This is a genomic window from uncultured Gilvimarinus sp., from assembly GCF_963972205.1.
Classification (GTDB): Bacteria; Pseudomonadota; Gammaproteobacteria; order Pseudomonadales; family Cellvibrionaceae; genus Gilvimarinus; species Gilvimarinus japonicus.
The window spans coordinates 46,854-61,405 of sequence record NZ_CAXAUC010000003.1 but is presented as its reverse complement, the minus strand read 5'-3'; the positions used below and the strand labels follow the sequence as shown (position 1 = coordinate 61,405).

Sequence of the window (14,552 nt, the reverse complement as noted above, 5' to 3'; positions counted from 1 at the left end):
CATGGAGATATTACATGCAAATAAAGAGTCACTTGGCAACGTTGGTTTTACGCCGTTTACACGTTGTTTGCAGTCTGCTGCTGCTAAGCGTCGTGGCACCACTAAAGGCCGCGCCTTATACGCCCGCTAATACTGACGAAGTGTTGGCCGATTGGGGCGAAGCGGTGGAACGAGTAGAAACACCTTCAAAAAGCTCAGAAACGACGACTGATACTACCACCTTAGCTCTGACAAGAGCTGCCGAACAATTAGCTGGCGCCGGTAAGCCGGGCCAAAGCTACCGTTATCAATTGGCCGAGCGATCGCTTGCACCGCTTGCCAACAGGCTGCCTGATACCCCATCACAGCAGCAAGAGTACTGGTTACTGCACGCCAATGTGTTGCAACACGGCCACCGCTTTAAAGAAGCGCTGCAAGAGCTGGATACCCTGTTTGTTCAAGCCCCAAACCATGTTGCCGGTCGTCTTATGGCCGCGCGTATTAATATTGTTTTGGGGCAGCCCAAGCGCGCCCGTGACCACTGCTTGGCGCTATTGGGGCAAACTGACTTACTAACCGCCGCCGGCTGTTCCCTTGAGGCGCGCTCTTACATTGATACCCACAAAGACAGCTCGCTGGCAGATAGCTACCGCGAGCTGAGCGCGCTTATCGAGCGCGAAGGCTTACCCAGCGATACCAGAGGCCCCTGGTTGGCGCAGGTGCTGGCTGATATGGCGACCCGGCTTAACAAACCGGTGCAAGCGGCCCGCTGGTTGGATAACTTTAGCCCCCGAATCAGCACTAACTACTTGGCTCAGTGGGCCGATATCCAGCTGACTCTTGGCAACAGCGCGGAGGTTTTACAAACCTTGGCGCCGGTGGTGGATGCGGCTGGCGTGATGGATGATGCGCTGTTATTGCGTTTAGCGATTGCCGAGAAGTCCCTGAACTTGTCTAGTGAAGTAGCGCCTGCTACTAGCGATAGCCGCAGTGAACAGCCCCGAAGTTTGCACGAATCACTCAACCGCGATGTGTCGCGCTGGCAGGCACTGATGCAAGCACGAGTTGCCTTGCGAGAAGAGCGCGGTGATCGGGAGCATGCCGCGCAAATGGCGCGCTACTACTTAGATTTGCGGCCCGATGCCGAGCGCGCATTGCACTGGGCTAAGTTAAATACTGTAAGCTCCCGCGAGTACACCGATAACGAGTTACTGCGCCGTGCTGAGCAGCTAGCCGGTCGCGAGTCTTCCACTACTAACGAGGGTTAATTGTGCGGATTGTCTTAACACTGTTTTTACTGCTGCTAGGCTCGCAGGTTGTTGCCCACCAATTGAGCACCGGTTATTTAACACTGCAGCCAACGTCAGAGCACTCTGGCGCTTATCAAGGGCAGTTGCAATGGCGGTTATTTGACTTAGAGCGCGAGTTAGGGCTCGACACCAACCGCGACGGAAAATTAACCTGGGCCGAGGTGCAAGCAGCGCGTGGAGCCATTGCCCCACTTGTGAGTCAGGCGTTTAACATCCGTGCTAATAGCGACGCGTGTGACGTTGATGTGGGGCCTAAGTGGCAAATCGATAAGCATTACAATGAAGCGTATTTGTGGCTACCTTTACAGGTGCAATGTGAATCTGCTGAACCTTTGCAGATAACGTATCAGGGCTTTTTTGATATCGACCCAGAGCACAAATTGTTAGTGAATATGGTGTCGCCCGAGCAAACGGGGGCCGTAAGCCGGGTGCTTAGCGAACGCTCGCCTACAGCTCAGATCGCGTTAACCGATGGCCAGTGGCCCGGCTTTGTCGAGTATGTCTACCAAGGCATTATCCATATTCTTATTGGCCTTGATCATATTTTATTTTTATTGTGTTTGCTGCTCGGTTGTGTACTGATTCGTCGGCACGATCATGGCCGCGCCCCGTATTGGGAGGGGCAACATTCTAAACGCGCTATCTTGTGGCAGACCTTAGGCATCGTTACCGCGTTTACCTTGGCGCATTCCATCACCTTAACCGCGACGGCATTAGATTTAATCAGTTTGCCGAGTCGCTGGGTCGAGGTCAGTATTGCCGCTACCGTGATCTTGGCGGCGCTAAATAACGTGATACCTGTTGTGCTGCGCCTTGGCTGGATAACCTTTGGCTTTGGCTTGTTGCACGGTATGGGCTTTGCCGGTGTTCTGGGCGAGCTTGGGTTGCCACCGAATGGGCGGTTACTGGCCGTGCTGGGCTTTAACCTCGGTGTCGAGCTAGGTCAACTGGCGATTATAGTCGTGGTGTTGCCGTTGTTAATGTGGGTGCGAAATTCGCGCTGGTATTGGCGCTTTGCGATGCCAGCCGGCTCTTTGGTTATCGCTTTGGTGGGTGCTAACTGGTTGATTGAGCGGCTCTAAATCGACTTGTGAGCTTGCGTTGTTCGCTCAACAACTGGCAATCAACGGGGGTGTTTGGTAAAGTCTGGATCACTGTTTGACTCAGTCATTGGCACCGGAACCTTATCTCACACATGTATCGACGGCTTTTGCAGTTATTGATGTTGGTAATTCTGGCGCAGTCTACCTTGGCTGCGGCCGATGCCCATGTGTTGCACGAAGTTACCGGCGAGGCCTCTCACCAGCACCTTTTTGGCGATAACACCCCTGATGCCCACAAGGGCGTTGCGCAGACGACAGCTGACACACCGCACGATAGCGACGTCGGGGACGAGCAAAGCTGTCACCACCACTGCTGTCATGGCCACAATTTTAAATACCTCAATGAATCACTAACACTCGCGGTTTTGGCGCCCGATCTTATTACCGGTTGGGGTTATGCCGCTCACTATGTGCCACCCTTGGTGGCTCCTGAGTTTCGCCCTCCTATCGTTTAATCCTCTGATTGTTTAACTCAATGTTTTGCGTAGCGCCTCAGGCGCTGCGCCTGTTAATCAGTGGATATTACTATGAAATTTTATACTGCGTTGCTGTGAGCCCTTATGGCTTGCAGTGCAGCGGCTAACGCCAGTGCGTTAACGTTTGAGCAAGTTTGGCAAAAAGTTGTTGAGCATCATCCGTTAATAACGGCGGCCAATAATAGGTTTGAAGCCGCCGAGTTTAATCGTCAGTCGGCCGGGTTACGGCCCAATCCCCGACTGGTGTTTGAGGCGGAAAATTTTTACGGCTCGGGCGAGTATGAGCGCGCCGGCCAAGCCGAAACGGCATTTATGGCCGAGCAGACCTTTGAGCGCGGCGGCAAGCGCGAGGCCAGAAGCCGTCTGTCGAGCCACAATAAAACCGGGCAGCAGCTAGAGTCCCGGCGGCAATTGCGCTTATTGCGCCAAGAGGTACGCCGCCGGTTTAATCAAGTGCTATTGGCCCAAGAGCGTTTGCGGCTCACCGAGACGCAACAAGAGATCGCCACTAACAACACCCAAACCGTTGCGCGTTTGCACGAGGCCGGCGCTGCCACCTCCGATGATTTAGCCCGTGCCCGGGTGCAGCTGCAAAGTATTGAGTTGGCGCTAACCCGCGCGCGACAACAGCAGCTTAGTGCCTCGCAACAGTTGGCGGCGCAATGGGGTGATATGTTCAACGCCGAGGTGATTGTAGCGGCGGGTCCACTGTTGTTTATGCGCGAGGGGTTAACCGTCGATCAAGTATTAGCGCCGCTCGATATTGGCATTGACCAAAAAATTGCCGAGCAGAAAATTCGCGCGCAGCAGGCTGAAGTTAACCTAGAAAAAGCCAACGCTACTGTGGACGTCACCTTGGCCGCCGGTGTGCGTCGTTTTAGCGCCACTGATGAATACGCCTTTACCGTCGGCGCCAGTGTTCCGCTGCAGATATTTAATAATAATCAGGCGGATATCGACAGCGCCTACGCGCAAATGCGCGCTGCGCAAAGCGATGCCGATTACCTAAAGCGAAAAATCAGTGCCGAGGTGTTGGCGGCATTTCGCCGTTGGCAGCAAGCGAATCAAGCATTAAGCACCTTAGAGGTTGAGATTCTCCCGGCGGCAAAAAATGTCCTGAGTGCAACCCGCAAGGCTTACGAGCGTGGCAGCTACAGTTATCTGCAGGTGTTAGATGCGCAAAACTCGCTGTTGCAGGCCGAGCGTCAGCGGCTTGAGTTACGCGCCGATGCCGCCGATGCCATGACCATTCTTGAACGTTTTATCGAACCGCTGGCACCGATAGATTCACTATCGGTCACAAGTGTTGCCCCGCAGGAGATAACCCCATGAGTCGATCTATTCTCGTCACCTTATTGCTGCTGTTAAGCGCCACCACCGCGTTGGCCGCCAAAGCGCCCCACGGCGCGAATGAAGGTCAGTCAGAGCAACACCATAAAAATGAAGTGAATTTAGCGCTTGATGTATTCGATGAATTAGGTGGTTTAATCGCAACCGCGGCTGCAGGTCGCCTGCGTGACGACAGAGTGCTACCGGCTGAAGTGCGTTTGAATACCGAAGCCGTAGCCCATGTAACCCCACGCTTTGCGGCGCAAATTACCGGTGTTAACGCCAATACCGGCGATCAGGTAAAGGCAGGGCAAGTGCTTGCGCGAGCTGAGAACTCCGATACTTTGGCAAGCTTTGAGCTTACATCACTCATCAATGGCGTGGTGATAAACCGCCACGTGACGTTAGGTGAGCACCTGCAGCCGACGGATACGGCTTTTGTCGTGGCCGATTTGAGTCGCCTGTGGCTCGACATTGCTCTGTATCCCAAACAAGTGGCAAAGGTTAAAGCCGGCATGGCGGTGCACATAACCACCAGTTACGGCCCCGCACCGCTAGATGCCGAGATTGATTACGTCGCGCCACTGGTGAATGAAGCAACCCGTACCGGTATGGCACGCGTGTTTTTAGATAATGCCGATGGGCAGTGGAAACCGGGCATGTTTGCTAAAGCGCGGGTTGCTTTGTCAGATTTTGAGGTGCCGGTACGGGTGCCGCAGACCGCGGTGATAGAACTCGAAGGCAACTCGGTTGTGTTTGTCCGCGAACAAAACCATTGGCGCGCGCAGCCAGTTACGTTGGGGCGCAAAGATCGCACACACAGTGAAGTGCTCTCGGGGCTCACCGCGGGCCAGCAGTATGCGGCCGAAGGCGGGTTCTTTTTAAAAGCTCAGTTGCAAAAGTCCGAGCTTGAAGCCGGTCACCATCACTAGCGTTTAAACGCGGAGGATTTATGCGATCGATACTACAAAGTGCGCTTAACAATCGCGTGCTGGTGATGATGTTATCACTGGCGGTTTTGTTGAGTGGTTTTTTTGCTTACCGTAACTTGGCGGTGGATGCCTATCCGGATATCTCGCCAGCGCTGGTGCAAGTGTTTGTGGAAACCGAAGGTTTAGCGCCGGAAGAGGTCGAAAAGTACGTCACTTACCCGATAGAAAGTGCAATGAATGGATTGCCCGAGCTGGACCATGTGCGCTCGGTATCCAATTTTGGTTTATCTGTTGTCAATATTTATTTTTCCGACAGCACCGATATTTATTTTGCCCGTCAGCTGGTGGCCGAGCGTTTACAACAAGCGCGCAATCAAATTCCAGCGGGGTTTGGTGATCCGGTGATGGGGCCGATCAGTACCGGCCTGGGGCAAATTCTATTTTATGTCTTGGAAGATACCAGCGGCAATTACAGTGAAGTAGAACTGCGCGAGATTCAGGATTGGATCGTTAAATTTAATTTGCAAACAGTATCCGGTGTTACTGAGGTGCTATCCATTGGCGGTGAGGTAAAACAGTTTCAGGTGCAGCTCGATCCGCTGGCCTTGGTGCGTTTTAATGTCTCGCTGCCCGAGGTAAAAGCTCGTATCGAGGCCAATAACGCCAATGCCGGCGCGCAGTTTTTGGTTAAAAATGACGAGCAGTATTTAATACGCTCGGTGGGGCTGGCGCGCAACTTGGACGATATTGGCAAAATTGTTATTAAAACGATTGATGGTACGCCCGTGTATTTAGAACAACTGGGCGATCTGGTCATTGGCGGTGAAATTCGCCGTGGCTTAACCACTAAAAATGGCCAAGGTGAAGTCGTGGTGGGCATGGTGTTAAAACTGCTGGGTAGTAATACCGCCGAGGTGATCGACTCGGTGAAAGCGGAGTTGTCCAACATTAACGCCAATTTACCCGAGGGCGTTAGCGTTGCGCCTTATTACGATCAGGCGCAATTGGTGCGCGCCGCGCTTACCACAGTTACCAGTGCGTTGGTGCAGGGTGTGGTATTGGTGGTGCTGGTGTTGCTCGCCTTTATGCGCGCTGTGCGCTCGAGTTTAGTGGTGGCGCTTTCAATTCCGTTTTCGGTGGCGGTGGCGTTAATTGCCATGCCGTGGTTGGGAATATCGGCAAATCTAATGTCCTTAGGGGGGCTGGCGATTGCCATCGGCTTGATGGTCGATGGTGCGGTCGTGGTAGTCGAGCAAATTGATCAGCAGTTAAAAAGCGGTGCGCAAGAGTCTCGCCGGCAGCTGGTGCTTAGCGCCTGTGAGAGCGTTGCCCGACCGATTTTATTTGCCATTAGCATTATTATTATTGTGTTTCTACCGCTGTTTAGTTTGCAGGGGGTCGAGGGGGCGACTTTTAAGCCATTGGCTTATACCTTGGCGCTGGCCATGGCCGGCTCGTTGATTTACGCCTTGTTGGTAGCGCCAGTGGCTGCTTTCTTGTGGATGCAAAAACCTAACGCTCCCGGCAGTAATAACGCCAACTCACGCGGCAAGCTGCGCGTGAGTTACGAGCGGGTTGTGGGGTTTGTGGTGCAGAGGCGGCCGCTCGCGGTGGGCATCGCGGTATTGATGTTGGCGCTGGGGGCGGTTATTGCGCCGCGCTTAGGCTCTGAGTTTGTACCGCGTTTTAACGAGGGTGACTTGCTTATTCGGGCCACCATGTCGCCGTCTATTTCACTGGAGAAAGCGCGCGCGTCTATGTTGTTGTTTGAAAAACAATTGCTGGAGCGCTTCCCCGAGGTGACCCAAGTGGTGACCCGCGTTGGCCGGGGCGAAGTCGGGGCCCACGCCGATCCGGTGAATAACGCCGAGATTTTTGTCGCGTTAAAACCGCAAAGCGAATGGCAAAGTGCCGACTCGCTGGATGGTTTGTATCGCGCCATGAGCGACTCATTTACGGATTTTCCCGGTGCTAAGTTTAATTTTACTCAACCCATTGCCGCCGCTGTGGATGAGCTATTAACCGGCACCAAAGCGGAGCTGGCGGCCAAGTTATTTGGTGACGACTTAGCCGTGTTGGACGACAGGGCGCAGCAGATCGCGCAAGTGTTGCGTGGTATTCGCGGCGCACAGGATGTGCAAAAAGATCAAATCGCGGGCACCGGCCAACTCAAAGTGACACTCGATCGCGAGCAGATCGCCCGTTACGGGCTTAATGTCAGTGATGTGCAAGATACCATTGCTTTGGCGGTGGGTGGCGCTAAAGCTGGGCAGGTGTTTGAGGGGGTGCGTCGGTTTGATATTTACCTGCGGCTTAATAAAAGTGCAAGAGACAGCGCTGAAGCTATCGAGCAATTAACGGTGCGCACCGAGACCGGTATGCAAGTGCCGCTACAGGAGTTGGCGGCGGTTGAGTATGTGACCGGCCCCCGGCAAATTACCCGGGAAAATAGCCAGCGCTTTATTACCGTACAGGCCAATATTCGCGAGCGGGATATCGGCTCGTTTGTACAAGAGGCCAACGCGGCGATTGCGCGCGAGGTGGATTTGCCGCCGGGCTATTTTGTTAAATGGGGCGGGCAGTTTGAGTTGCAGCAAAAAGCCAATCAGCGTTTGATGATTGTAGTGCCTATCACCTTGGTACTGGTATTGCTGATGCTGTACATCAATTTTGGCTCGCTGCCCAATGCGCTGTTGATTATGCTTAATATTCCTTTGGCGTTGGTGGGCGGTATTGTTGCCCTGTGGCTGGCGGGGTTGAGTTTGTCGGTGCCTGCCTCGGTGGGGTTTATCGCGCTGTTTGGCATTGCGTTAGAAAACGCTCTGGTGTTGGTGAGTTACTTAAACGAGCAAGTGCGTCAGGGGGTGCCGGTGGCCCGCGCCTGTGTTGCGGCCGCCAGTGCACGGTTGCGTCCGGTCCTGATGACGGCGGTGACCACCGGACTTGGCCTGATCCCGCTGCTGTTTGCCACCGGCACGGGCAGTGAGGTGCAGCGGCCGTTGGCCACAGTGGTCGTGGGTGGCTTGGTCACCGCGACTTTATTGACACTGTTGGTGATACCGGCGTTGTATCCGTGGTTTACAGGCGCCAAAGCGCAGAAGGCCGCGTAGGGCGTAAAGGAGTGCAAGTTTGGCGCTGCGGGGGTAAACGTGGCGCCCAAGGTTGCTATACTGACGGTGTCTTTAGTGCTACGAGTTTGCTATGAACACCAACACCCAGACAATTTCTCAGGGCCTATTGCTGTTTTGGCTAACCCCCACTCAGCGATTTGCTCTGGGGACGTTTAAAATCAAAGAGATCGTTCCCTTCACGCCAGTTCGGCCCATGCCCGAATCTGCTCCCGCTGTTTTGGGGGCGGCCAATATTCGCGGCGTTACTTTGCCGATCATCGATTTGGCGGCCGCCATGGGCGGCCGCGGTTTAAACGATGACGAGCAGCGCAGTGGCTTTATTATTGTCACCGATTGTCAGCGTAAGCGGGTAGGCTTTTTGGTGCGCAAGCTCGATCGTATCGTTCAGGCCCAGGGCAAAGATATCGAGCCGCCGCCGCGCCAGTTGGGTCGCAGCGCCTACCTGACGGGCGTTACCCGGGTCGACGACGCACTGATACAGCTGGTGGATGTCGAGCGCATTTTTGCCAATTTTGATGCGGCGGAGTCGAGCGTACCGGGCGACGATTTAAGTGCAAAAGCCGTCGCCCTGAAAGCGTTAAATATTCTTGTGGTAGATGATTCATCGGTGGCGCGTAAGCAGCTGGGCGACGCCCTCCAGGCGCTCGGTGTTGAGTTTCGCATTACCGATGACGGCCGCGAGGCGCTAGAGATGATGCAGGCTGACGCCCGCAATGGTCGCCCGGTAGATTTGTTGGTCAGCGACATCGAAATGCCGGGGCTTGACGGTTACGAATTGTCATTTGCAGTACGTGACGACCCGGCACTGGCGAATGCCTATCTTATTTTACATACCTCAATTTCGAGCGAGATCAGTGTGAGTCAGGCCCATCAGGTGGGCGCCAATGAAGCCCTGACCAAGTTTGATGTCAATGAGTTAATCGCGGCTATGCTGCGGGCGGTAAAGTAGCGGTTGTTGCTTTTAATCTCACCCGCTTACTAACTGACCGATTTAATCCAGAGTCAGCGACTCGAGCGTGGCGATATCGTCGGCTAACGGCAATTCGTGCTTGGCCAGTGCTAAGGCTCTCTGCGAGTGAGCTTGGGCGTGTTCGGCAAAGGCGCCACCTTTAACGGCGAGCGCCGCTAGTGCCTTTTGTAAGCGTATGTGCACCTCGATTAAGCCGGCGCCGTCCCGGGCGATGGGGGCAAAAAAATCATTAAACAGCTCGGCCAGCTCAATACGCTGCACCCAAACATTAGGGCAGGGAATATCCTCCAGTTTGGGCTCCTCGGTGCCTTGGGTGACCTCCCAACCTGAGATAACTCGTACACCGCGCCCAATCACATCAATCGCCGTGCCCGGATCGTTGACCGCCGGCGATAGCGCCCTTGAGGCGATCTCGGCGAGTACCAGCAGGCCAAAGCGCGGGTCTTGATCAAACGAGCGCTCGTCGCGAATGGTGTAAGTGTGGTCAATTACTTCGGTCGCTTGATCGATGGTGGCCTGTGTATGGTTTAGGCAATAGGCCAGCGCCCGACCGGGGTGAACAAACGCGCCCGGTAAACTGGCGATAAACACTTGCGTGTCATTTTCTTCGGCCCAACGGTTAATCGCTTTAATGTCGATATGCTGCACGTAACCGATGCGCTCGGAGTAAATCGCCGAGGCTTTCTCGGGTATGTCGGCAAGGGTGGCGAGCCTGCGACCATCGAGCCAAGGGTGGGCAATACGGCGCTTGACCGCGTTGGCCGCGGCTTCCTCGACCCGGTCAGTCGTTTCCCCGACCCGGCCTAAGCTGGATAAGTGATTAATCCACAGTAAAATAGTGCCGACAATTAACACCACCACCGCGATGGTAACCACAAACAGAATCACTCGGCCCTGATCGCCGTAAACGCCTGTGTGCAGGGCGATAATCCCCACCAGCGAGTACACAAACGAGCCGACAAAAGTCGCCAAGGCGTTTTGCGTGGTGGAGTCTTCCATCAATAGCCGTGTCGCGCGCGGGCTAATATTACTGGTAGCGGCGCTGTAGGCGGCCACCATCACGCTGAGTGAGAAGGTGGTAACTGCCAGCATGCTGGAGGCCAGAATCGATAAAATTCGGTCAACCGCCGGTGCGCCAATGGCGCCGGACAGCTCGGCGGGGATCCAGCCTTTAAAGGCGATGGCTATTAGCGCGGTTGCCACTGCCAACACCGCAAATAACACGGTGCGCATCCACAATTGACGGCTGATTTGTAATAGCTTCCAAGCCCACTGACTTAACATCTAATGCTCTCCGATAGGGGGAGCTAAGTGTGTAAGTGTTGGCCGCTAAATGCAATGCGAGGAGACAAAAAACGCGTATTAGGCCGTTTTGTTTGAGGCTGTTAGCGGATTACCTTAAACTCGCGCGTCTACTTTTTGTTATCTCGTCATCATAGAAGGGCCGGTATGCCACGCGCCCTTTAGAGTAAGGATGCTGCTATGCGCTTTTCTGTTTTACCTACCCGCCGCCCGTATCAAGCTGCCGTGGTGCCGGCTTGGCGTCGCACGTTCATGGGGGCGGCTCGCCGTGTGGCTGTCACGCTGTTGCTGCCAGTGTTTGTCGGTACGCCAGCTTTAGCCGAGCCTGCCGCGACACTCTCAGTTGATGCTATTGCGCAAAAATACGGTGCATTGCGCAGCGCGTCCATGCTTGAAATATCGCCTAACGGTGAGCTAATAGCCTTTCGCAAGGTACAAGAAGATGGCGATTTGGTGATAGTTTACTCCCTCACGAAGGGCAAGATGGTGGCCGGTGCCAATGTGGATGAGCTGAACCCGCAGGATTTGTACTTTATCAATGACGACTATCTGGTGATGGTCGCGTCAGAGCGCCGCAGGTTAATGGGGTACCGTGGCGAGCTCAACCTCAGCACGGCCTTTGCCTTAAATGTACAGTCGGGCGAGATGGAGCAGCTGCTGCGCCCGGGCGATAATATTGTTCGTGGGCAAACAGGCTTGGGTGATATTGCGGGTATTTCTGCCGACCATCGCTATCTTTATATGCCAGCTTTTGTGGGGCGCAGTGATTACGATCAAAACCCTCGTCGCTCTTTAATGCGTGTCGATCTGCATTCGCCAAGACGGCCCAAAGTGGTCGAAAAGGGTGACGCAGATACGCTGGATTACTTTTTGGACGATGACGGCAAGGTCTTGGCCCAGGAAGTCTACGATAACCGTGACGATAAATACTCCATTGAGGTGCCTGATGGCGATGGTTGGCGCACGATTTTTGAAGAAAAAACAGACATTATTGCGCGCACAGGTGTTGGTTTAACGCCAGACCGAAAGTCTTTAATCGTGCTTGCCCGTAACGGCAGTAGTGGTCGAGTCGCTTATTATCAGATGTCATTGGCGGATGGCAAAATAGCCGACGAACCCTATGGTCGCGATGATGCCGATATTGAAGGGGTTATTACAGGGTTGGATGGCATCGTTTACGGTTTACGGTACTCGGGTTTTACGCCGAGTTATGAATTATTTGAGCCAAGCAAAGATGCTTTTTTAAAAGAAGCGATCGTCAAGTTTGACGGTCACTCGGTATTTCTTAGCAGCTGGAGTGATAATTGGAACGAGTTGGTTATCTACGTCGAGGGACCAACCACGGCGGGGAGCTATTATTTGGTGCGGCCGGGAAAGCCGGCGCAATTTCTGGCAAATTCACGCGCTAACCTCAAAGACGAACCTCTCAACCCCCGTGTGGTTTATCGGGCGAACGCGCGCGACGGCATGGCCATTCCCACTGTCTTAACTTTACCGCTGCAATATGCAGACAATCCTAAAAATATGCCAACGGTACTCTTGCCTCACGGTGGCCCGGAATCTTACGACCGGTTAGGGTTTGATTGGTTGGCTCAGGCATTGGCCACCAGTGGCTATTTAGTGCTGCAGCCGCAGTTTCGCGGCTCTGCGGGTTTTGGCCTAGAGCATATCTTGGCCGGTCGCGGCGAATGGGGTCGTAAAATGCAAGATGATCTTACCGACACTCTGGACTATTTTGCCAAAGCGGGGTTGGCCGATCGTTCACGCGTTTGTATTGTCGGTGCCAGTTACGGCGGTTATGCCGCTTTGATGGGCGCCAGTGTAACCCCCGATTTATATCGCTGCGCCGTTTCTGTAAATGGTGTGAGTGATTTAAACGAGATGCTTGATGAAGATCGCAGTAAGGCCGGGGATGATCACTGGGTGGTGAGTTACTTTGAGCAGTCTATTGCCAACGGCCAATACACCCAGGAGGACTTAGAGGCGATCTCGCCGATAACCCACGCTAATGCGGTAAAAGTACCGGTGTTATTGATTCATGGTGAAGACGATGAAGTCGTCTCTATTGATCAATCTGATGAGATGCACGATGCGTTGGAAGACGCGGACAAGCCGGTGACTTTTATACGTTTAAAAAATGAAAACCACTATTTACTGCAGAGCGAAACTCGTACTGAAACCTTGACCCATGTGTTGCGGTTTTTACAAGAAAACTTAGGCACTATGGTTGTGGCTAATAAAGATTGAAACTTCAGTCGGGCCCCATTATTGATGGGGCCCGTCATACCCTAGCGTACGCTATACTTCAGCGTTACTAATTGCCCTTCTTTTAAATCTGAAATTTCGGCGCCGGGGTGTAAACCCGATATCGCAACGAGCTCTGGGATATCGATAACCCGTGGTGCGCTGCCATCTGCGGGGCGGATAAGTGCGATGTTTTGCTCCAAATTAACCTCCAGAATCTCGGCTTTAACCAGAGTCTCAGGTTTGGGGATTCTATTAATTTTTAGCTTTACGTTTTGCCCTACCTCTACAGATGCCATATCGGTAGACTTGTATCCATCTAAGTCGATTTTGGGTGTGCCGGTAAATCCGTAAGTGACCAACTTGCCGGTATCGTCAGCCAGTACGGTCAGGCTGTTGGTGTTGTAATCAACGGATTGCACCACTCCTTCAATGGTAATATCCGCCGCCAGTGCAAATCCGCAGGCCGTTAGTGCGAAGCCCGCAATCAGCGAAGTAACAGTAGTACGTGCAGTAACAATAGACATCTTCAAATCCTCGACAATTGTCTCAGTAAAAGTAAGTAACGCTGTAAAAGGTGAGTGGGCAAATCTCATCCTTATTGCTGTACGCAAACGTTTGTTAACGGAGTGTCGTCTGCGTGGTAAACATAGTACTGATACTTTCTATCTTTTTGTTACCTAAAGTTACTTATTTTTATATTTTATTCTTATTTAAATTGGTTTTAACCTTTTTATATTCTATAAGTGAATTAAAAATCACTGTGTTGGTGCGGAATGCGTCATGTGCGTGCTTTTTTATATAGTTATTGTGGTAATAGGTAACATTATTTGGTGCGAGCGCTATTTGTTGTGCACAGTAATAACGCTTGTTGTTTTGCGCGTGACATGGGTTATTGGTGGTAGCGATACGTCCCTGGGGCGAGCAACGATGAGCTTGCCAGTGGGCGTTCGGTAATAGGGGGGTAGGTGATGCTGATCGGTAACAGCGACAGTAGGAGGCAGGTTTTTGAGGTAAGCGGAGGCGCGGACCTCGCCAGAGGCCCGCACGCAATTATTATTGTGGCGCGTACTTAAAGGTCACTTGCTGACCTTCTTGTAAATCTTCGATGCCAGCGCCTTTGTGCAAGCCAGATACACGAATGGCATCTGGCAGGGCAATAGTGCGTGGCGCACTGCCATCGGCCGGACGAATCAAAGCGACATTTTGCTGTAAGTTTAGCTCCAGTATTTCACCTTCAATAATGCGGCTTTGGGGTTGCTCGGGTTCAATACTCGACAGCTTGAGAGTTACTTGTTGGCCGGGCTGAACATTAGACATATCACGCAGGGCTCGGCCGCCTACCCGTACCTTAGGTTCACCTGAAAAACGATAGGTCAGCTTCTCGCCGGTTTTGTCGGCGATGATTGAGACGCTTTTGGTTTCTAAGTCAACAGATTCAACAACGCCAGGTACTTTGCGCTCGGCAGCGCTGGCACCTGCCGCTAAGGCAAGCGAGAAACCCGCGATTAACATTTGCAAACTCGAGCGATTAGTGAAATTGAACATGGTTGGTTCCCTCGTATCAGTCAACGCTAAAACAGCTTAAGAAGGGGATCACCCTCCCGGTTAAAGCAAGCGTTATCACCTGCTCGATCACCATTTTACACATCAAGGTTACACTGATGTTACGACAGGTAACGCTTGTGGGGTTTGCTATATGTGTCGATGCCTGCCTGCTTGTCACGCACTCCCGTGGGTTGTCAGTATTACCCAGAGCATTTGGCGATTGTCTGT

General features: G+C 53.1%; 11 protein-coding genes. 8 read left to right on the top strand and 3 right to left on the bottom strand.

Annotated elements, in window-relative coordinates:
- Positions 1-14: 14 nt before the first annotated feature.
- From AACY82_RS07260 to AACY82_RS07230, 7 genes are all read left to right on the top strand, one after another.
- A complete protein-coding gene (locus tag AACY82_RS07260; RefSeq protein ID WP_339616123.1) occupies positions 15-1,247 on the top strand; it encodes a hypothetical protein in 1,233 nt (410 codons plus the stop codon).
- A 2-nt stretch (positions 1,248-1,249) separates the two neighbouring features.
- Positions 1,250-2,371 carry a HupE/UreJ family protein gene (locus tag AACY82_RS07255; protein WP_339616122.1) on the top strand — a complete coding sequence of 374 codons (1,122 nt, stop codon included), beginning with the start codon at positions 1,250-1,252 and terminating at the stop codon, positions 2,369-2,371.
- Between the two features lie 113 nt (positions 2,372-2,484).
- Positions 2,485-2,847: a hypothetical protein gene (locus AACY82_RS07250; RefSeq protein ID WP_339616121.1), complete on the top strand. Its 363-nt coding sequence runs from the start codon at positions 2,485-2,487 to the stop codon at positions 2,845-2,847.
- A gap of 105 nt (positions 2,848-2,952) precedes the next feature.
- Positions 2,953-4,200 carry a TolC family protein gene (locus tag AACY82_RS07245; protein WP_339616120.1) on the top strand — a complete coding sequence of 416 codons (1,248 nt, stop codon included), beginning with the start codon at positions 2,953-2,955 and terminating at the stop codon, positions 4,198-4,200.
- Positions 4,197-5,129, top strand: a complete 933-nt coding sequence (locus tag AACY82_RS07240) for an efflux RND transporter periplasmic adaptor subunit (protein ID WP_339616119.1) — start codon at positions 4,197-4,199, stop codon at positions 5,127-5,129. Before AACY82_RS07245 ends, AACY82_RS07240 begins: the two co-directional genes overlap by 4 nt.
- Positions 5,130-5,149: 20 nt before the next feature.
- On the top strand, positions 5,150-8,239 hold the full coding sequence (locus tag AACY82_RS07235) for a CusA/CzcA family heavy metal efflux RND transporter (protein ID WP_339616118.1): 3,090 nt from the start codon (positions 5,150-5,152) through the stop codon (positions 8,237-8,239).
- A gap of 91 nt (positions 8,240-8,330) precedes the next feature.
- Positions 8,331-9,209, top strand: coding sequence for a chemotaxis protein CheV (locus AACY82_RS07230; RefSeq protein WP_339616117.1), 879 nt, complete (start codon positions 8,331-8,333; stop codon positions 9,207-9,209).
- A gap of 42 nt (positions 9,210-9,251) precedes the next feature.
- Here the strand turns inward: AACY82_RS07230 and AACY82_RS07225 are convergent, their stop codons facing one another.
- Complete coding sequence (locus AACY82_RS07225) at positions 9,252-10,514, bottom strand: DUF2254 domain-containing protein (protein ID WP_339616116.1); 1,263 nt, start codon at positions 10,512-10,514, stop codon at positions 9,252-9,254.
- 198 nt (positions 10,515-10,712) lie between these two features.
- On the opposite strand from AACY82_RS07225, the gene AACY82_RS07220 reads away from it, so the two are divergent.
- Entirely contained in the window at positions 10,713-12,779 is a 2,067-nt protein-coding gene (locus AACY82_RS07220) for a prolyl oligopeptidase family serine peptidase (RefSeq protein ID WP_339616115.1), read from the top strand.
- 41 nt (positions 12,780-12,820) lie between these two features.
- Here AACY82_RS07220 and AACY82_RS07215 read toward each other — a convergent pair whose 3' ends face one another.
- Together AACY82_RS07215 and AACY82_RS07210 are read right to left on the bottom strand one after the other, a co-directional pair.
- On the bottom strand, positions 12,821-13,303 hold the full coding sequence (locus tag AACY82_RS07215; RefSeq protein WP_339616114.1) for a hypothetical protein: 483 nt from the start codon (positions 13,301-13,303) through the stop codon (positions 12,821-12,823).
- Between the two features lie 529 nt (positions 13,304-13,832).
- Positions 13,833-14,324, bottom strand: a complete 492-nt coding sequence (locus AACY82_RS07210) for a hypothetical protein (RefSeq protein ID WP_339616113.1) — start codon at positions 14,322-14,324, stop codon at positions 13,833-13,835.
- Between the last annotated feature and the right edge of the window lie 228 nt (positions 14,325-14,552).

Bases quoted from the DNA above. Each gene is read 5' to 3' on its own strand.
- AACY82_RS07260 (WP_339616123.1), top strand. From the start codon at position 15: ATGCAAATAAAGAGTCACTTGGCAACGTTGGTTTTACGCCGTTTACAC.
- AACY82_RS07250 (WP_339616121.1), top strand. From the start codon at position 2,485: ATGTATCGACGGCTTTTGCAGTTATTGATGTTGGTAATTCTGGCGCAG.
- AACY82_RS07245 (WP_339616120.1), top strand. From the start codon at position 2,953: ATGGCTTGCAGTGCAGCGGCTAACGCCAGTGCGTTAACGTTTGAGCAA.
- AACY82_RS07240 (WP_339616119.1), top strand. From the start codon at position 4,197: ATGAGTCGATCTATTCTCGTCACCTTATTGCTGCTGTTAAGCGCCACC.
- AACY82_RS07235 (WP_339616118.1), top strand. From the start codon at position 5,150: ATGCGATCGATACTACAAAGTGCGCTTAACAATCGCGTGCTGGTGATG.
- AACY82_RS07230 (WP_339616117.1), top strand. From the start codon at position 8,331: ATGAACACCAACACCCAGACAATTTCTCAGGGCCTATTGCTGTTTTGG.
- AACY82_RS07225 (WP_339616116.1), bottom strand. From the start codon at position 10,514: ATGTTAAGTCAGTGGGCTTGGAAGCTATTACAAATCAGCCGTCAATTG.
- AACY82_RS07220 (WP_339616115.1), top strand. From the start codon at position 10,713: ATGCGCTTTTCTGTTTTACCTACCCGCCGCCCGTATCAAGCTGCCGTG.
- AACY82_RS07215 (WP_339616114.1), bottom strand. From the start codon at position 13,303: ATGTCTATTGTTACTGCACGTACTACTGTTACTTCGCTGATTGCGGGC.
- AACY82_RS07210 (WP_339616113.1), bottom strand. From the start codon at position 14,324: ATGTTCAATTTCACTAATCGCTCGAGTTTGCAAATGTTAATCGCGGGT.